Origin of the sequence: Citrobacter braakii (assembly GCF_002075345.1) — a bacterium.
GTDB lineage: Bacteria > Pseudomonadota > Gammaproteobacteria > Enterobacterales > Enterobacteriaceae > Citrobacter > Citrobacter braakii.
Map to the genome: position 1 here is coordinate 67,840 of NZ_NAEW01000004.1, position 19,427 is coordinate 87,266.

Sequence of the window (19,427 nt, forward strand, 5' to 3'; positions counted from 1 at the left end):
ACTATGGCCTGCTCAGCAGTTCTTTATAGAGCGCCAGTAGAGTATCCATATGTTTACTCAGCGCATATTTTTCACTCAATCGCGCACGACCCTGTAAGCCCATGACCCGCGCCTTCTCTGGCGAGTCGGCCAGTGCATCCAGCGCATTTGCTAACTCCTGCGCATTGCCAGGTTCGAATAAAATCCCTTCGATTCCGTCACGAATTTGTTCCGGGATACCGCCGATGCGCGATCCGATCACCGGCTTGCCTAAGGACATCGCCTCTAATATCGCCATCGAACAGTTTTCATAGCATTCTGAAGGAAGGATCACTGCCCGTGCATGCTTAATAAGGTTATCGAGAGCTTCCCCTTGTTGCACATAACCTAAAAACTCAACGTCCGGGTATTGGGCGACTAATTCATCGTGCAGTGGACCGTGCCCCACAATTTTCAGCGGCGCTTTGTTCTGCATTTTCTCATGCGCCGCCAATAACGTTGCCACGCCCTTTTCACGGCTCAGGCGACCGAAGTACAGCATATAGCCCGCATCGCTTACCTCACCCAGAGGACGGCTGTCATCAACGCCATTGACGATGACATCAATGCGCGAATTCGGCAGCGTACGCAACAATACACCGCGTAAAAAGACGCTCGGCGAAACGATCACATCCAGCGCCTGGTAATTTTGCGCAATATACTGCCAGGTCGCCTCTAAAGAGAGCAGGAGGCTTTTTGAAGCAGAGCCTTCCTGGCAACGATACCTGAAGGCATTGAAAACCGTCCCGGTAATACAGGAATCACACACTTTACCGTCGCGCAGCATGGAATAGGCAGGACAGACGATTTTATAGTCATGCGCGGTCAACACCGTTTTGCAGCCAAAATTGCGGGCCACTTTAATCAACGCCGGCGTTAACTGATGGTAAATGTTATGGAAGTGGACGATATCCGGACGCTCTTTTTGTAGTAGCGCCAGCATCTTTTTGCAGGCCTGCGAATTATGAATAAAGTTAACCGCCGTTTTGAGCCCGCCCAGCAGATTGCGCTCCTGGTGGTAGTCCACATTGCTGACGAAATAATCCGCATAGTCCGAAGGGAAATTGTTCTCATGCTGCATCGAGAAATCAATAACCTGTACTCCGGCCTGTTTCAGCATCTCGCGCTCTTGAAAATAAACGGTTTCCGCGCCGCCTTTAATGAAAAAAAACTTATTCACTAATAAAACTTTCATTGCGCCAGCCTTAGTTATTCATGAATGATTTTACTGTCAGGCGGAGTCAACGGATCGCGTACTGGTTTAGTCAACCCTTTAACAAGTCCCGCAGAAAGCACGGCCAGGTTCATTACGCTCTGCAATCCGTTCAATAACGATCGATTCTGCACGGTTTTCAAGATAATAAAGGCAAGCAAGGGTAGAAATGCAATATCGAAAAGTTCGAGATTGAAGGTCACCGCCGCAATAAACAAGGCAATCAGATAAACAGAAAAAATCGCCTCGTTCTTAACCATTTTTAACGCTTTGCCGAAATAAGGTTTTCCCCACGCACAACGTAAAAGCTCGCCCGGTGCCTGATAGTATCCACTTTTCCAGCGGTGCTTCAGCATCTGAAAGGTCGGCATGGTATGCGAAGTATGGATAAAATACGGAATATTCAGACGGCGTAGTTTATAACCCGCATCGAGCAAACGCAGGCCAAGTTCAGCTTCTTCATAAGCGTGCAAATTACGGTTGGTGAGATAACCAATTTTCTCAATCGCAGAGCGGCGATATAACCCACCACCGCCTAAATGGTCGCTATCTCCAAGCGGATAGATTTTACTAATACGCTGCTTACGCGATTTAAATTCATAGTTAACGGCATCGTCCATTTCAACGGTTCCCGCGACACCTGCATATTCCGGCTCAGCCTGCAAAAAAGCGACAGCCTGATCCACAAAGCCCCCTTCCAGCTCCATGTCGCCGTCCATCAGCAACAGATATTCCCCTTCACTATACAGATAACCTAACTGATGCCCGACGCCGCAGCAGCGATCGCCTGGGTCAGTTAAAGAGACCACGGTCACCCCTTTATCGATCGCAAGCTGTTGGGTGTTATCCGTTGACAGGCTATCTGCCACTATAATTTTATGTGGATAATCAACAAGCTGCCTGCGGATACTGTCTATCGTTTTCTCAATACATTCAGATTCATTGAGTGTTTTAATACTCACTGAAATAAACGGTTTTTGGTCCATACAATTACCCTACACAGCGAAGGACGGTTCGACGAATCACTAAACTTGATCCTAGTGATAAATAGAACAGGAATTGTAACATCGGTGTAATCATCAGTATCTGGCTGTAAGGTAAGCTAATTAAGCAACTGATAGCAAAAGCGTTAAACGCCGGTGCAAAGCTCAGCAACTGAAGATCCTGCTGGTCCAGTTGTTCAAGCGTCAGTAATGGCTTTGGCTGACAAACTTTCAGGATATAAATGAATAAGCTAATAAAAAGTAACGTGCCGATCACCCCGACTTCCCACAGCAGCATACTCAGGGAAGTCGAGTCGAGAATTAAGTTATAAATGATATTCAAAAAGCCCGGCGATACCGTACTCCCGCTGTTTGTGGCGTTGAGCCCATAACCAAATAACGTTCCTGAAAGCCCCCACAGATCGTTATTTTTCAACCAGAACAGGAACGTCGTAAAGCGCCCTAACTCCCCGGTAGACATGATGTAGTTCGGGTCAAAGATATAGCTTAAGGAGTCGATGAAAATGCTTAACGAGCTTTTCGACGGATCGCCGCCAAACGCGGAAGAATAATAGTACGCGAGGATCACTATCGACAGGCTAATAAGCAGCAGCATGCCCGCCACAATAACCAACAGCGTCTTCAGATTAACCTTACTGACGTCTTTGACGTAGCTCGGTGAGATCCACACCCACGCGAGGAACAGAGGTGACAGCAGAATGACGAACTTCACTTCACCAATAATACATAGCCCGATCCCAAGAACAATGTGCAACGCCATGGACTTGAACGTGGTCAACCCGTGCTTATACTCAGAGACTTTTAACAACATAATCAACAGGCAAAACAGGCCCATCGCAGCAGTGTTACCGCCCCCCATGGGGTCACCGCCAAACGTGCCAACCACAGAGTCCCATTTCTCATCTTCGCCACGCACCGCAACGCGCTGGGGAACGACCAGTAAAACCTGATAAATCATTACCGGGATTTGCGCGTAAAACACCCAGTACAGATAGCGCGTTGCACGGTAAATCTGCGACTCCCGGCAAAATCCCAGCAGCAAACAGATCATCACCAGTGACAATGCGATTTCATTTTTAAATGCCACAATCGCGACGGTGATCCCGCCCTGAATCAGCGTCGATGTTCCGGCCAGTATCAGGAACGAAAAATACAACGCCAGGACAATCGTCTCCTGCGCATCCAGCTGCAGCGAGCCATCACGCGTCTGCATCACCAATAATCCCACCATCAACAGGGTCAGGAAAAAGGGGATCCACAGCACCGACTGCATGCCGGTAAAGTATTGCACCAGGCCACACAGGATCAGCGTGATAAAGCTAAAAACCTGTAAATAGTATCCGGTATTCAGCGTCATAGTATCACCGGCTTGTCTTTCAGAAGATTGGCTCGCTTATTCATTTTCAGATAAATGAAGGCGTAGCGAATAAATGTCAGTGAAGAAAACAGGATAACCGACGTGGCATAATCTTTATGAAAATAGGGAATGACGACAAATGCGAATAACACAATCGCCAGCTGTTCCAGTTGGATACGCAGAAAATAGCGGTGGGAACCAAAAATAAGCTCAATCACCGTCAGAGGGCTTATCGCCAGCGCCGGGAATAAATAGGGCAACATGTAGCGCGACGTTTCAATGGAGTTAATCCAGTCTTCACTAAAGCCCAAACGCATCACTATTGGATAGAAAATAAACACCCCGAGAGTACAGATAACCCCCAGAACCAACAGTAGCATCCGCACCCTGGTATATTCATGATAATTAAAGGTATTATTTCTGAAGTCGATAGACCACTTGGAAAAAATAGTATTGCGCACTGCGTTGCCGATAATCACCACCGGCGCCAGGCAAAAGCGGCTAACTACGGAAAAATAACCTGCCGTCAGCGCCGAGAACCAAAAGTTAATCAACATAATCGGCAAATTACTGCTGGCCATCGCCAGCACTTCCGCACTCCCGACTTTGGTAATGTGATGGATATTTTGTTTGAAAAAATGCCAGTTACTGGCAGGTCGCAAATGTCTGGCCGCCACGGAACGAATATCAAACGAATGCAAAATACAGCTTATGGTCAGCACCATCGTCGCGCAGGCCCATGACCAATAAAACAGTTGCACCTGATGCGTAACCAGAACCGAAAGTAATACCACCACAGAGACAGAGATGCGCTGGAAAATCAGAAAACGAAAATTGGCCGTGCGCAGCGACAGGTTTTCCGAGATTAAAACCCACGCCGTCGCCAGCGTCAGCAAATAGAGGAACAGGATGTTCTGGTGAAACAGCCACGCTGTCAGTACGGCGTACGGTAAGGCAATGATCGTGCTTTGGATCAGGCAAAATACGACGTTCTGTACCAGTTCGTCGTCGTGCTGTTTTGGAATTAAAAGCTGCGATGCAAAGGTACACACCTGCGCGCCCACCACGGCGATGCTGTAATTGAGCGCATAAAGCCCCACCTCAGCCATATCGTACTTGTGCGAAATCAACCAGATAGACAGCGCACCAATCAACTGCGAGATGACTGATGAACCGGCTATCGTGGAAGCGCTCTTCAGTAGACTCATACCCGGCCTGGCGTCGTCATCAGTTGATCGGTACTGAAGTTAAGTGAACGCAGACCCTCCTGGGTTTCAAGATCTTTTTCTTCAACCGCATTGAGCACCGCGCCAATCACCACGCCGTTATTTTCCTCAATCTTATCCAGTGCGCTGGCGATGTGTCCCGCCGACCCCATCCCGGCTTTCACTATGAAAACAACCCCATCGACGGCACGTTTGATCAGTTGAACATCCTGGCTCTGATTCACAGCAGCAACATCAATAATGATGCGCTGATAATGCGATTTCAGTTCGCGCATTAAGGGTTCAACGTGCTCCGACGACAACATCAGTAAAGAAGAGATGGTGCTCTTGCCGTGCGCAATAAAGTCGAGATTATCACTGAGCGTAATCCGCGCCTGTTTAAGCTCAGTCTCCCCGCGCAACAGTTCCGCCAGACCTGCGGATGTTGCCGACGCCAGTTCAGAAGAGAGCCCATCAGTATTAAAGAAATCCGCATCAATAAGCAGAGTTTTCTGATCGAAACTAAAGGAGTTCGCCAACAAACTCGCCAGCAGAGAACGTCCTTCACCGTGCTCCGTTGACGCCACGATGAGCGTCTGTAATGACCGGTTATCGAGCATAATCCGGGTACGGATACCGTGCACAATATCGGCATTCAGCGGGTTCTTCAGGATCATGTCCCGCACTTGCGCACGCCCTGAGGTTCCACTAAAACGACGGATTTCGCCCAGCGGGGTAACGTTGAGGCGCTTTTTCATGCGACTCAGGCTAGCGATTGAGTTATCCATCGCCGCTTTGACAATGAAATACATGATGCTGAACACAACCACCAGCATGACCACCATCACCAACAGCAGTGATTTATTCGGCTTCGCCGGTTTTAATGCAGGAACTGCGGGATCGTATAACACCGCATCGGCATTCACGCCGGACAGCGACAACTCCTGAGTACGCTGATAGAGCGATTTGTACAGATCTTCCATTTTATCTAACGCCAGTTTTTGGCTGTTCCAGGCATCCCGTTTTGACGCCATTTTCTGGAAGATCGCTTTCTGCTCAGCCAATTGTTGCTGGTAGTTCTTTTCATCCGCAAGCGCCGCCAGATATTGCTGGCGTAAACCCACTTTCAGTTCACCCAACACCCGTCCCGTTTGGCTTTGGATCGACTGCACATCAGCTTCTGCTTTTAAAATGGCCGGGTTTTTTGGCCCATAGACTTTGCGCAATTCAGACAACGTACGCTGCGCCTGAATTAACGCAATGCGTAAATCCTGAATCTGGGCGTGGTTAGAGACCGAAGGTAGCGAGATAACACTCTCAGCGGACTTCCCTCCCCCGTTCACCTCGTTATAGACAGATTCCGCGGCAACACGACGCTGAGTCGCATCGGCCAGGCGATTGGTCACGATACTTAACTGCTCGGTTTCAAAACCATCAATACCGCGAAAGGTCAGCAGCCCGGCATTTTTCAGATAACTCTCCATATCTTCTTTTTGCTTCGCTATCGACTTCTGAATCTCTTCCATTTTTTCATAATTCAGTTCGCGGGCTTTCTCTACTTTCTGACGCTTTTGCTCCAGCGTATAGTTGATGAAAGCCTGAGCGACGCCGTTGGCGATATTAGCCGCAACCTGGGGCGAAGTCGATTCATAGGTAATAGAGGCGAGGTTCGTTGTCCGAATACCGATGACATTCAGGTTTTTCGACAACGTTTTCAGCGCCAGCTCCATTCTTAGTTGCCGACTTTCACTGCTATCAGCGCCCTGAGCATCGGCTTTTTCCCCGGTAAATGCCGGATTTTCATCCAGCTTCATATCGCGAACGGCTTGCTCGAGCACAATTCGTGAATGCATCAACGCATATTGCGTTTCGTAGTAACCACTGCGCGTTGAATCGAAACCATCAACCTGTGGGAACGGAGAAACGTTATCGGCCTGCGCCTTAATCAGCACAGTCGCCGTTGATACATACTTTGAGGACATCATGCTGATTAACGGATAAGCCACGACCCCGGCAACGATACCGGCCAGCGCGATTTTCCAGGCGTTCTTTTTCAGCGCTTTGGCAAAGCGGGAGAATTCAACAGTGCTTTCTCGTTTTTTGCCGTTTTCCACTATTGATAGTTTCATCGTCAGAAGAACCCCATGCCAATAATCACGACATCCCCAGGATGAACAGAGTGCGTTAAATCAACATTCTCAAGCAGCTGATTGCTACCTGACAGGCGAATGTTGATATCTTGACGGTCAGCACGATCTGTAAATCCCCCCGCCTGCGCAATAGATTTCTCGACGGTAAGTCCTGGCTCATAAGCGAATCCATTCGGACTTTTCACCTCGCCAGAAACATAGTATTTACGGAACTCGGCAATACTCACCGTCACCATCGGAGTAGTAAAATAATCTCCGGTCAGGCGTTGAGTTAATTCGTTAGTCACCTGTTCAGCAGTTTTATCTTTTAATATAAGAGCACCAACAAACGGGAAATTAATCTCCCCACTCTTATCCAAAATAAACCGCATCGTCATATCGGGTTGACCATGAACAGCGATATTGACAGTATCCCCTGCCCCAAGTCGGTAATCCTGCTGAACAGTAGCAGGATCGTCCATTAATCTCGGGCTGGACGTCGTGCATCCGACCATCAGGATACTGAATAGCAAAACCGCGCACAGTTCTATTATTTTCATTTTAGATCTGAACCTTAGCTTTAAGCATAATCATAGAATTATCATAACCCAACGTTCTGATGACTTCCTGATTGTCGTTGGGACCGATATAAAACGAATCAGTATCCTTATTCGAATTCAACGTATCTATTTGATATTTAATCTCAAAATTGACAGACGGCGTGTAGTCATAGCTCATGGTTACGCTAAATACCCCATCTTTATCATGCCGATCTTTATTCTGTTTTTTATAGTCTTCTGAAGTGTATGAGTAATCCAGCAAGGTAGAAAAACGGTTGCCTAACCAGAAGTGCTGGTAAGAAAGACCATACTGGGTGACTAAAATATATCCCCCAACTTCCGATGGGTCTTTAATGCTTTGCGCTGAGTGCACCGTGAAAACAGACTGCTGTAACGGCTTCCACTCCCCTTTTATATCCCAGTTTAGACCATTAAAATCATGCGAGTTTGCGTTGTTTTTAAATGTCTTGTACAACCATGAAATATTCATGTCGACATTGGTTTTTCCCGTCAACTGCGACTTCAGGCCATACAGCAAATAATACTCATTAGTGTCTTTTTCTGAGTTGTTATCATAGTGACGCTGGTTAGTAATAAAGCTATAGCGAAAACGCGTTCTGGATGTGTATTGGTCAAAAATTTCTGCCACCAGGCTATTTTCGTGCCATTCCTGTTCCTGAATATAATTGTAGAAATCTTCACTACTCTCCTGGGCGTCGGACGTATTGCCGAACGTCAGTTTTTTGTATAACAACGCCAGTTCCGCTTTCCCGCGCCCATCCGGCGCGCCATAGCTATAGCGCAATTCACTGTTAATAAAATTCGTCGTCAGCGGAGATTTAATCCCATACTGCTCGAATTGACCCGGTAGAAACCCCTCAGTGATCCCTCGACCGCGGGATTCGTGCCCAAGCGTATCCTCCAGATTGAGTGTTAAGCCGTGCTTGAGCCCATAGCGCCAGGCACCGTTAAAACGGAAAAAATGATCGTTATAGTTATCAGCGGAATCGCTTGAGTAGTTACGATAATCACCGGAGTACATCAGTAAATACTTATCCTGACCGCGCTCTCCGATCATACTCAAAACGGGCGCTGCGCTCTGAAACGAGGAACCGATAGCATCTCTGCTATGTGGCTGATAAGACACGTTATCATTATAACCATAGTCCACAGCGACCTTGCCCTGGAAGTCGATCCCCGCAAAGCCAATGTGTGATTTCGGTGTTAAATCAGCCCATACGGGCTGCGATATCACGATTCCGGTAATAACGAGTAATTTAGTATGCATTCTTACCGATAAATCCTTTAAAAATAGTTTTAATAATAATTTTTATATCCAGCCATAAAGACCAGTTTTGAATGTACTCAATATCGTACTGAACCCTTTTTTCCATCTTATAAAGCGCATCGATTTCCCCGCGGAAACCGTTGATTTGCGCAAGCCCGGTGATCCCAGGCTTAACTTTATGGCGGATCATGTAATTTTCGACCTGTTTACGGTACTGCTCATTATGCGTAACCGCATGAGGTCTGGGACCGACAATCGACATACTTCCCTGCAATACATTGATAAATTGCGGTAGTTCATCCAGTGAGGTGCGGCGTAAGAAACTACCGAATTTGGTTACCCGCGGATCGTTTTTAGTGGCCTGAATAACCGTATCGGCGTTCTCCATAACGCGCATCGAGCGAAACTTCCAGACCTTAATTTTTTGCCCGCTAAGACCATACCGATCTTGTTTGAAAAAGACTGGCCCGCGGGAAGTAAGTTTGATTCCAATGGCAATGGCCAACATTAGCGAAGAAATCATCACCATAATAATGCTGCCAAGCACCAAATCTTCCGCCCGCTTGATAAACGAACCCGCCCCTTCAAACGGCGAACTAAAAATTCCAATAGTTTGCAGGTTGTGAATGGAGCGTAGCTTGGACATGTTGTTACTGTAGGTATAGAAGTCAGGAACAATATACGTATCTACGGTAGTGTCTGACATCATCGCCAAAAAATGACGAATGCGCTGTAAAGCTACCATCGGTAAAGCGATGTAGATTTCGTCTATATTTCCCTGCCGGGCTTCCTCAACCAGATTGATCACCGGCCCACGAAAGGGGCTTTTAACCTTATCGACGATATCGCCACAGCGGGATAAGGCGCGCTCATCATAAAAAGCCAGATCCAATGTGATATTAGCGTATTCATCCATTAACGCGTTTTCTGCAGCCAGACCATTGTCGGTCAGACCAATAATCGCCACGCGCATACTCTTTTTCGTTGAATATTTAAAAATGAAAAAGCGAATGTAATAAAGAAAAGGTAATGGGATGAAGTACCAGTAAATAATCGCTGAATAAAAGGGGGAAGGCAGTTTGTCTAAGTAGCCGAGAGACTCGGGTTCAGCCACCGTCATGCTGACCAGTTCGTTAAAAAAAATCGCCAGCAGCGTACAAAAAACCAACCGTTTTTGATTACGTAAACCGATCGTCTTAATCTTTTGTTGATACATTTTAATGTATTCAGCAAACAGTAAGAAAAAGACTGAGAAGAGAATACTCAGAATGGCAATGGTGTTAAATGGCGCCAGACCTAACAGATGGGCGCTAAAAATTAACGTCGCATTGATTACAATGAAATCGACCAGCTTTAAAAAGACTGGATATCCGTGGCTGCTAATCTTTAGCGATTTTTTAAGCATATCTCAGCCCATTATTTATTGATTTTTAATTGTTTTTTTCCTCATTTATGTTGCTAATTATATCACAAGTCTTAAAAACGCAATGGCACACAGTCATTAAATGTAAAAAACAATGTAATACAATGTGATGGGTTTCGCACCATACAAATGCAACCCAATGATTTAGATGATTATTTATTGGTAATATTTTTTAATTTCATCCTTAAAAAACATGATTAATTGCAACATAAACATCATTGACAGTTCACAATTCATAAGCTACCACGGGTAGAATCACATGATGATCGCCTGACAACGCGTTAACCTTACAAAAAGCAATACTTTGTCCAAACCTCGTTGCGCTATGGTCAGTGATGAGAGTCCTGGAGAGCGACAAGAAGAAATCAATAAGTCTATTTATAATTCCCACCATAAAAATAACTTAGTAACACATTTACAAAGCAATGATTAGCAACCTTATTATAAATAAGGTATTTTACGAAGAGTCTGCGATTGCTTTCATTTTCACGCTCAAAATTCAAAAAAAAACGAATAGTAAAAAAATTTAGTTTAAATAATTGTAGCAACTCCGATGAGTAGAAGTGGCAAGCATGGCTTAAATTAAAACGATAGCCAATCATTGAGAAAATGCGTGTTACATATTACTAATGTCAACATTCTGCATGAACACACCTTTAACATCAGAATTTTCAGCGCTTACCAACACATCGATTTAAAATAAAGAGAAGAGAATAAATGACAGCATTAAAATTTTGTTAAAAGCAGCGTAAATCGCCCCAACGAATTATTGATAACAATGTATACACTTTTGTTAAGATATATATAAAAACACCTTCCAAAGCCATTCAATCATGCCAAAAAATTTTGTTTACTTATTTTTCGCAAATAAATAATATCCGCGCCGGATTACTTGTTGAGCAATTTACGCACGTTAATCATTTCTTTCAAATGAAGTCCTACATCATTTTTTGACGTTGATGAACTCCAGCTGAATCTGTGCCTCTGACAAGTACTTTTCTGGGTAAATAATAAATTTAACGGAGTTATGATGATGAAAACTGCACTTACCAGCAGTGTACTGGTCGCTTTGTTTGCCGCTAATGCTGGCGCAGCAGCGAATTACGTTACCACTGCCGCAACAGGTTCTAAAGCCACCGCGACGGTCCATTTTACCGGTGAAATTGTTGCCAGTACCTGCGTGGTGAGCACAGCAAACCAGCCAGGTAAAACAGTGGCATTGCCACAAGTTACCAACCAGCTATTTAGCGGCGCGGGCTCTAGCACCGGTGATACTCCGTTTACGTTGCAATTTAGCGGCTGTAGTGGGGTAACTGGAGGAAGCGGCTATGTGGTGGTCTTTACTGGTAAAACCCCTGGCAGTAACACAGCACTTCTGGAAGCGAAACGTGGCTCGGCTTCTGCCACCGATGTTGGCATCGAAGTGGATCAAGCGGGTCATGCCCTCGATTTCGCTTCCGGTAGTAATGAGGTGAGCTTAACAGCAGATCAAAATGGCGATGCACAAATCGATCTGGTCGCCAAATATCAGCAAATTGGCGGAACGCTGCCTGCGGCAGGCACGATCACTGCGGATATGAATTACACCGTCATTTATAAATAACGGACGTTGATTGCTATGGATGGCACTCTTCCCTGAACCTGGAAAGTGCACCTGATGAATAAAATATTCTTTTACCTGTTGCTGTGTGTGGTTAGCACCGCTCACAGCGCAATTAATTTAGGTCAAACACGCGTTATTTATAATGAGAACGATAAAGCGGCGATGTTTGACGTCAACAATAATACAGACAAGCCATATATGGTACAGACGTGGCTGGATAATGGTAATCCGGATGAGACACCAGCCAATCTGCCAATGTTAATTACGCCCCCGATCCTGAAACTTGATGGCCATAAATCAGCCGTGTTGCGAGCTATTTATCAGGGCAATGGCTTTCCTGAGGATGTTGAATCTGTAGTGTGGATTAATGTGCAGGAAATCCCCACCATCGAGAATGAAGAAAATACCTTACAGCTGGCGCAGCGTATTCGCATCAAACTATTTTATCGCCCTGTTGGGCTGAATATGACGCTACCTGAAGCCGTTGAGAAATTACAGTGGCAGTGCCACGGTCATACTCTGCGGGCAGTCAATGCGACGCCGTTACATATCTCCCTGACGCAATTACATATTAACGGCCAAAACATCGATGCCGACATGGTTAATCCGCATGGCGAACGCACGTTTGCGTTGTCACAGCAAAAAGTCAGCCATATCGGTTTTAGCTGGGTAGATGATTACGGCGGCACTAACGCGGTTAATAACGTCCCGGTATCTTGCAATTAAGTTAGGGTTGCACATGATGAAAAAAAATAAGCAGCCGCAACGGTACACCCTCTTTACGCTGTCAACGCTGGCCGTGTGCATACCTGCATACGCCAGCAGCACGCCGCAGTTTAATACCCGTTTTGTACATGGTACGCAAAATATTACCTCCGTAGTGCAAATAGCCCGTAATGACGGACTTAGCGAAGGCACGTTTGAATACGATATATATCTAGACCATAGCTTCGTCGAAACGCGCAATGTTGACTTTAAAAGACGTCAACCACAAGGCAAGCCGCAACCTTGCCTGAGCGCGGACGATCTGCGCAAATACGGGATTAAAATCCCTGAAGGTAACGCCGATACCTGCGTGGAGCTCACGGCTCTGATCGCAAACAGTCGCCTGACGGCAGATGCAAACTACCAGCGCATTGATATTTCAGTACCAGAAGCGTTTCTGCTTTCGACTGCGCATGACGCCGTGCCTGAATCGGCCTATGACGATGGGATTAATGCCGCTTTTGTCGGCTACAACGCCAATACGACGCACCTGATTGAACAGGGTCAGGATCATGACTCTGTTTTTGCCAGTTTTGCCAACGGTATAAACCTGGCGGGATGGCATTTTCGCAACCAGTCTACTTTCAACTATGCCAGCGGTTCAGGCCGTCAATGGCAGGCGGTTTCCACGTGGGTGGAACGTAATATTATTGCGCTGCGTAGCCGCTTGCGCTTCGGGCAAACCTATACGGACGACGATGTGTTTGACAGCATCCAGTTTACCGGGGCACAGCTCACCAGCGATGAAAACATGTTGCCTGATAGCCAACGCGATTTTGCGCCAGTCGTTCGCGGCGTCGCCAATAGCAATGCCACAATAGAAATCCGTCAAAATGGCTATCTGATTTACAGTAAAAACGTCGCGCCGGGCGCATTTGACATTGATGATATCAACCCCAGCAACCAAAGCGGCGACCTGAACGTCAGCGTTATTGAAGCCGATGGCAGTCGGCGTAATTTCACTGTGCCTTATTCGGCGGTACCGAACATGCTGCGTGCAGGTAACAACCGCTTTCAGTTTACGGCAGGGGAATACCGCGACGGTTACAGCGGCGGCTGGCGGCCCCGCTTTGTTCAAGGCACATTGAGTTATGGTCTCAGCTTTGGCTCCACGTTGTACGGTGGTTTCCTGACCGCAGAAAGCTATAATGCGATTGCCACCGGGATCGCTCAGGATCTGCACCAGTTCGGCGCGATCTCTTTCGATATCACTACCGCCAGAGCGCAGCTCGCCAGTGGAGATGCGTCCACAGGACAAAGTTATCGTTTCTTATACTCCAAATCGCTGAACCAGTACGGTACGGATTTCCGTCTGGTAGGCTACCGCTACAATACCTCCGGTTATTACAGCTTTAGCGACACCATTAACGAGCATAACAGCTGGTCCTCGGGCTATTACGACATCGCCTATGACGACCCGAATCAACAGCTGCGTTTTCCTGGCGAAGAGCACAACAAAAAGCATTACTACACCACTAACTACAATAATCGCCGCCAACGTTTTGAGGTCTCTGTTAACCAGCGTTTGTGGGATAACGCCTCTCTTTACGTCAGCGCCAGCCAGCAAAACTACTGGCACAACGGGAGTCACGACCGCACGATACAGCTGGGTTACAACGATACACTGGGGAAAATCAACTGGAGCGTTTATGTACAGGATACCCGTAACCAGTACGACTACCAGGACCGCAGTATCAACCTGACGCTTTCCATTCCATTCGATTTCATGGATAGCCGCGGCTTTGTCTCCACCAACATCATGCATAGCCAGCAGAATGGCGACAGCTACTCCACCAGCTACAGCAATACAGCATTTGACGATCGTCTGAGCTGGGGCGTTCAGGGCAGTACCACCGATCGACAGGATTCCTCTGCCGGGGTTAACGCCGCCTGGCAAGGCGATAAGATGAATGTTCAGGGGGGCTACAGCGCAGGACGCAACTACCAGAATATGAATATGGGCATCAGCGGCGGGGCAATGCTGCACGCAGGCGGCGTGACGCTCATGCACGCTCCTGGCGACACCATGGTGTTGGTCGAGGCCAAAAATGCCAACGGTGTCCATATCCAGCAACAAAATGGCGTGGCAATTGACGGTAACGGCTATGCGGTCCTTACCGCCGCAGACGCATGGCATTACAACGTGGTGAGTCTGAATACCGCTGATATTGGTGCCGGGCTGGATATTCCGCAGGCACAGAAAAAAATTGTTCCAACAGAGAAAGCCATCGGCAAAGTGGTGTTTGAAACCTTCAGCGGCCGCAACTATCTGGTCAATGCCGTCATGCCCGGCAATATTGCCCCCCCGGTCGGCGCGAACGTACGAGATACCAAAGGTCGTAGCCACGGTCTGGTCGGTATGCATGGCGCACTGTATGCCAGCGGTGTGGAAGACAATTCTCGCCTGGAAGTGCGCTGGGGCTCCCATGCAAATGAACACTGCTTTATTCAAATGCCGGATAACCATAACCAGCCGGTGAAGAAAATCGGATATACACAAATTACCGCCCAGTGCGTCGGCTCGTAAGGTGCAATCAATGAATCCGTTAAAAATAGTTAAACTTGTGGTGCTGCTTTGTTTGCCGATATTCAGTAGTGCAAGCTATGCGGTTACCTGTACAGCAAACAGCGTCTCCGTACACGTTGATCCCATTAAAATCAGCCACAGTACCACCGCTGGGGACACCGTTTGGGTGTCCAATCCACAAACCGTTAGCGTCACTTGCCGCGACACAGACTATATGCCCCACGGCGAAGCCGCCAGAATCTACATCGACCCTGATCATGAGTTTGCGCATTTTCTGCAGGGAACCAATATGAAACTGGTGGTGAGCATTGATGGTCGCCCCTACGATCAAAGCGCCCAGGCCGTCACCACCCAATATCAGGCAACGTTGCCCCGAGCAGGTTCAGACAACTACTGCAGGAGTAATAACCACAGCCATACCAGTGACTGCCAGGCGCGCCCACAAACATTTTCTTTCACCTTTAACCTCAGTCTGGTCGCTACCGGAAAACTCCCGGATCCTTTGCCTGCGCTGGCCGGTCGCACCATCAACAAAGTTTTCGTCGTCGACGGTATTGGCAGCATTAACGCCTGCGGTTCGCATTGCTCCACCAGCAATCCGGCAAAAAACTTTGGCCCCGCGCTTAATGGCCTGAATAACATCAGTTATATCAACTGCGAACCGATCGTCTCTATCAGCTCTGACAAAGGAACGGATACCGTCGAGTTTGGCAGGATCAGCATTACCGAAGCAAAAGTGGGAAAAGATAACAGCCACAGTAAACAGTTTGCCGTTATTGCCGCAGAAGCCGCCGGGAAGCATGAATGTCGCGGCATCAACTACGCGGTAACGTTTACCGGCACCACGAGCAACAGCGGCGCAGTTTTTACCGGTCAGGGTACGCCAGATATCGGCGTTACGCTCCAGGATGCTGCACACCCCGGCTCCGGGGACATTATCAGCGGCAACCGTATCGATTTTGCCAGCAGCGCGTTTACCAACCAGAGCGACAGCCGACGCAAAGAGTTCATGGCAACCCTGTTCTGGCTGAAAAATCCTCCCCAACCCGGCACATTTAGTATCCCTGTCAATGCGACGGTGACCTTTAAATAACAGGCGCAGGACGATGCTGATCGTCCTGAGCGTCTCGCACCAGGCATAAAAACCGCAGTCGTACGCTTAACCCGCCTAATGTTTCACTCCGTGATAGCTGAGGGTGCGAGCGGTGCAGACGAGCAATGTCGTTGACCAGCGCCAGGCCTATCCCGGCGCCAGGGACATTACCGACGTTATCAAGGCGATGAAACGGTAGCAGCGCCTGGTGCACCATCTGCTCATCGATACCCGGCCCGCTATCTTCAACCACCAGCACCACCGCCTCTCCTTTTCGCAGCAGACGGGCGGTTACCACACCATGCGGCGGCGTGTATTTTAGTGCGTTATCCAGCAGATTCCCGCACAGTTCGCCAAGCAGGACTTCATCGCCCTCAATCCACACCGCATCCTGTTCCCCTTCATAGCCCAGATCGATCCCTTTACTGCGCGCCTGCGCCAGTCGCGTGAAACAACTGCTTTGCACCACCTCATACAAATTAACCGGCGAGAAGTGCCTTTCTCCTTGCTCTTTGCGCTTCACAGCCGACAACTGTAACAGCCTTTCCGTCAGTTGAATGGTGTTGTCCAGCGTGGAGCTCATGGCTTGCAGACTCTCATACCATTGCTGCGGCTGCTGGCTGGCGAGGGCCACCGCCGCCTGAGTTTTTAGCACCGCCAGCGGCGTTTTAAGCTGATGAGAAGCATCCGCGCTGAAGCGTTCCTGGCGAGAGATCAGGCCGCGAAGTCTGTCCAGATAACGGTTGAATGCCACAATCAACAGACGGGTTTCCGACCACGGCAGCAGCTCCGGCAGCGGCGTCAGCAGCCCAGGCTCGCGACGCACCATCAGCGATGACAGCTGGCGCATCGGGCGTAACACCCGACGCAGCAGCCAGCCGACCAGCACCAGCGTGAGCAGCACCAGCAGCCCTTGCGAAACCCACGAGGAAAACAGCAGCTGTCGCGCCAGGTAACGTCGCGATTGCAGCGTTTCGGCGACATAAATCTCGGCCATGCCGATAATGCCGCCCTCGTTGACGGGCTGCAGCAGACGCGCCACGCGAATTGCCTCCCCGCGATATTCAGTGTGATAAAACCACGCCAGCGCCGGATAAAGCCGCGTACGCGATGTCGCAGGCGGCATCGCAGGTAAATCGTCATAACCTGAGATAACCTTCCCCGCCGGATCGACCACCTTGTAATACAACCTGTCGTTCATATTCAGCTCAAAGCTGTCCAGCACCACCCACGGCACATTCACTTCCAGCTGTTTGTTGTGCACCACCAGTCGCTCGGAGACGGTTCTGGCAGACGAGAGCAGCGTCCGGTCATACGCCTGCGTCGCCGCCTGTAGCGCGCTGACATAGCTGTTAAATGCCGACAGCCCCCACAACAACATGAGCGGCAAACCCAGAAACATCAGCAGTTGCAGGTACAACGATTGGGGTTTAACCCACTTCATCGCTACGCTCCAGCACATAGCCCAGCCCGCGTAGCGTGGCGATGCGCACATCGCTTCCCTGTAGCTTTTTACGCAGACGATGGATGTACAATTCAATGCTTTCGGGGCTGACCTCATCGTTTAGACTGAAGACCTGTTCAAACAACTGCTGACGCGAAACCGGTCGCAATCGACGGTACATCAGCACCGTCAGCAATGCCTGTTCGCGCGGCGTGAGCGCCAGCGGCTGCCCCTGCAACAGAAAATAGCCCTCATCGTGAAACGCCAGTTCGCCCAGTTGCTGTATGCCCTGCACCTGCCCCGCGCTGCGGCGTAGCAAAGCCCTCAGCCGGGCATCCAGCTCCTCGATTTCAAACGGTTTTGCCAGATAATCATCGGCCCCGACGTTCAATCCTTTCACCCGATCGGCCACCGCGCTGCGCGCCGTCAACAGCAGCACAGGAAGCGTCTGCCCGCGTTTGCGCAGGCGCTGCACGACGTCAAGACCATCCAGTCCCGGCATATTGATGTCCAGCACCGCCAGCGCGTACGTTTCGCTATGTAAAAGATGGTCGGCCGCCAGGCCATCAAAAACGCAGTCGACGGCAAAACCGTTTTGCACCAGCGCTTTCTCCAGCCAGTGAGCTAACTCACGGTTATCTTCCGCTAATAAGAGACGCATATCACATCCTGTAAAGTTTCTGCCGCATTGAAAGGGAATTGAAAGGTTAATGTTTTAACAATCACGCAACCGAACTGCTACACATCGGCTCACATAATCACAAAAATCTTCTTCCGTACCCGAAAATCCGGTTTTCCGGCGTGAGGATAAACAATGAAAAAACAGTTACTTCGTACCCTTACTGCAAGCATTTTACTGATGAGTACCTCTGTTCTGGCGGAACAAGCGCCATCGCGCACGGAATGTATCGCCCCTGCTAAACCTGGCGGTGGTTTCGATCTCACCTGTAAGTTGATTCAAGTGAGCATGATGGAAACCGGCGCTATCGAAAAACCAATGCGCGTAACCTACATGCCCGGTGGCGTTGGCGCCGTGGCCTATAACGCGATCGTCGCGCAACGTCCGGCTGAAGCGGGTACCGTAGTGGCATTCTCCGGCGGCTCGCTGCTGAACCTGTCACAAGGGAAGTTTGGTCGCTACGGCGTTGATGATGTCCGCTGGCTGGCAAGTGTCGGCACTGACTACGGCATGATTGCCGTACGCCAGGACTCACCATGGAAAACGCTGAAAGATCTGCTGACGGCTATGGAGAAAGATCCTAACAGCGTGGTCATTGGCGCAGGCGCCTCTATCGGTAGCCAGGACTGGATGAAGTCGGCGCTGCTGGCGCAAAAAGCCAACGTCGATCCACACAAGATGCGCTATGTGGCCTTTGAGGGCGGCGGCGAACCGGTCACCGCGCTGATGGGGAATCACGTCCAGGTGGTTTCCGGCGATCTCAGCGAGATGGTGCCTTATCTTAGCGGCGACAAAATCCGCGTGCTCGCCGTGTTCTCTGATGAACGTCTGCCAGGCCAGTTAGCTAACGTACCAACCGCCAAAGAGCAGGGTTACGACCTCGTGTGGCCCATCATTCGTGGCTTCTACGTTGGACCAAAAGTCAGCGACGCCGAGTATCAGTGGTGGGTTGATGCCTTTAATAAACTCCAGCAGACCGATGAGTTTAAAAAGCAGCGCGATCTGCGCGGCCTGTTTGAATTCAACATGAGCGGTAAGCAGCTCGACGAATACGTGAAAAAGCAGGTCACGGATTACCGTGAGCAGGCGAAAGCCTTCGGTCTGGCGAAATAAGCGCAG

The 19,427-nt window shown here is 48.9% G+C and carries 15 protein-coding genes; 5 read left to right on the forward strand and 10 right to left on the reverse strand.

The window, feature by feature from the left end; genetic code table 11:
* Position 1: 1 nt before the first annotated feature.
* Genes BZK42_RS10185 through BZK42_RS10220 form a run of 8 tightly spaced genes read right to left on the reverse strand, consistent with a single transcriptional unit; the run spans position 2 to position 10,179 of the window.
* Positions 2-1,213 carry a glycosyltransferase family 4 protein gene (locus tag BZK42_RS10185; RefSeq protein ID WP_047358833.1) on the reverse strand — a complete coding sequence of 404 codons (1,212 nt, stop codon included), beginning with the start codon at positions 1,211-1,213 and terminating at the stop codon, positions 2-4.
* Between the two features lie 14 nt (positions 1,214-1,227).
* The gene (locus BZK42_RS10190; RefSeq protein ID WP_080859115.1) at positions 1,228-2,217 is read right to left on the reverse strand and encodes a glycosyltransferase family 2 protein; all 990 of its coding nucleotides are present in this window, start codon (positions 2,215-2,217) and stop codon (positions 1,228-1,230) included.
* 4 nt (positions 2,218-2,221) lie between these two features.
* Positions 2,222-3,592 carry a hypothetical protein gene (locus BZK42_RS10195; protein WP_047358832.1) on the reverse strand — a complete coding sequence of 457 codons (1,371 nt, stop codon included), beginning with the start codon at positions 3,590-3,592 and terminating at the stop codon, positions 2,222-2,224.
* On the reverse strand, positions 3,589-4,800 hold the full coding sequence (locus BZK42_RS10200; RefSeq protein WP_047358831.1) for a lipopolysaccharide biosynthesis protein: 1,212 nt from the start codon (positions 4,798-4,800) through the stop codon (positions 3,589-3,591). The genes BZK42_RS10195 and BZK42_RS10200 overlap by 4 nt, the downstream gene beginning before the upstream one ends.
* Positions 4,797-6,926 (reverse strand): GumC family protein, encoded by a 2,130-nt coding sequence (locus BZK42_RS10205; protein ID WP_047358830.1) that lies wholly within the window; start codon positions 6,924-6,926, stop codon positions 4,797-4,799. The genes BZK42_RS10200 and BZK42_RS10205 overlap by 4 nt, the downstream gene beginning before the upstream one ends.
* Before the next feature lie 2 nt (positions 6,927-6,928).
* Positions 6,929-7,486 carry a polysaccharide biosynthesis/export family protein gene (locus BZK42_RS10210; protein ID WP_047358829.1) on the reverse strand — a complete coding sequence of 186 codons (558 nt, stop codon included), beginning with the start codon at positions 7,484-7,486 and terminating at the stop codon, positions 6,929-6,931.
* 1 nt (position 7,487) lies between these two features.
* Positions 7,488-8,774, reverse strand: coding sequence for an outer membrane beta-barrel protein (locus BZK42_RS10215; RefSeq protein ID WP_080859116.1), 1,287 nt, complete (start codon positions 8,772-8,774; stop codon positions 7,488-7,490).
* Complete coding sequence (locus BZK42_RS10220) at positions 8,764-10,179, reverse strand: undecaprenyl-phosphate glucose phosphotransferase (RefSeq protein ID WP_046274861.1); 1,416 nt, start codon at positions 10,177-10,179, stop codon at positions 8,764-8,766. The genes BZK42_RS10215 and BZK42_RS10220 overlap by 11 nt, the downstream gene beginning before the upstream one ends.
* A gap of 1,048 nt (positions 10,180-11,227) precedes the next feature.
* On the opposite strand from BZK42_RS10220, the gene BZK42_RS10225 reads away from it, so the two are divergent.
* From BZK42_RS10225 to BZK42_RS10240, 4 genes are read left to right on the forward strand one after another with little or no spacing between them, the layout of a single operon-like run.
* Positions 11,228-11,800, forward strand: a complete 573-nt coding sequence (locus tag BZK42_RS10225; protein WP_046274860.1) for a fimbrial protein — start codon at positions 11,228-11,230, stop codon at positions 11,798-11,800.
* Positions 11,801-11,854: 54 nt separating this feature from the next.
* Positions 11,855-12,526, forward strand: a complete 672-nt coding sequence (locus BZK42_RS10230; RefSeq protein WP_016157277.1) for a fimbrial biogenesis chaperone — start codon at positions 11,855-11,857, stop codon at positions 12,524-12,526.
* A gap of 13 nt (positions 12,527-12,539) precedes the next feature.
* On the forward strand, positions 12,540-15,092 hold the full coding sequence (locus tag BZK42_RS10235) for a fimbria/pilus outer membrane usher protein (RefSeq protein ID WP_080859117.1): 2,553 nt from the start codon (positions 12,540-12,542) through the stop codon (positions 15,090-15,092).
* A gap of 10 nt (positions 15,093-15,102) precedes the next feature.
* The gene (locus BZK42_RS10240; protein ID WP_019077517.1) at positions 15,103-16,185 is read left to right on the forward strand and encodes a fimbrial protein; all 1,083 of its coding nucleotides are present in this window, start codon (positions 15,103-15,105) and stop codon (positions 16,183-16,185) included.
* Here BZK42_RS10240 and BZK42_RS10245 read toward each other — a convergent pair.
* Both BZK42_RS10245 and tctD read right to left on the reverse strand, forming a co-directional pair.
* Positions 16,178-17,629, reverse strand: a complete 1,452-nt coding sequence (locus tag BZK42_RS10245) for a sensor histidine kinase (protein ID WP_047414801.1) — start codon at positions 17,627-17,629, stop codon at positions 16,178-16,180. The genes BZK42_RS10240 and BZK42_RS10245 overlap by 8 nt on opposite strands.
* Positions 17,616-18,290 carry a transcriptional regulator TctD gene (gene tctD / locus BZK42_RS10250; protein WP_016157281.1) on the reverse strand — a complete coding sequence of 225 codons (675 nt, stop codon included), beginning with the start codon at positions 18,288-18,290 and terminating at the stop codon, positions 17,616-17,618. Before tctD ends, BZK42_RS10245 begins: the two co-directional genes overlap by 14 nt.
* A gap of 153 nt (positions 18,291-18,443) precedes the next feature.
* On the opposite strand from tctD, the gene BZK42_RS10255 reads away from it, so the two are divergent.
* Positions 18,444-19,421, forward strand: coding sequence for a Bug family tripartite tricarboxylate transporter substrate binding protein (locus BZK42_RS10255; RefSeq protein ID WP_080859118.1), 978 nt, complete (start codon positions 18,444-18,446; stop codon positions 19,419-19,421).
* Positions 19,422-19,427: the final 6 nt, after the last annotated feature.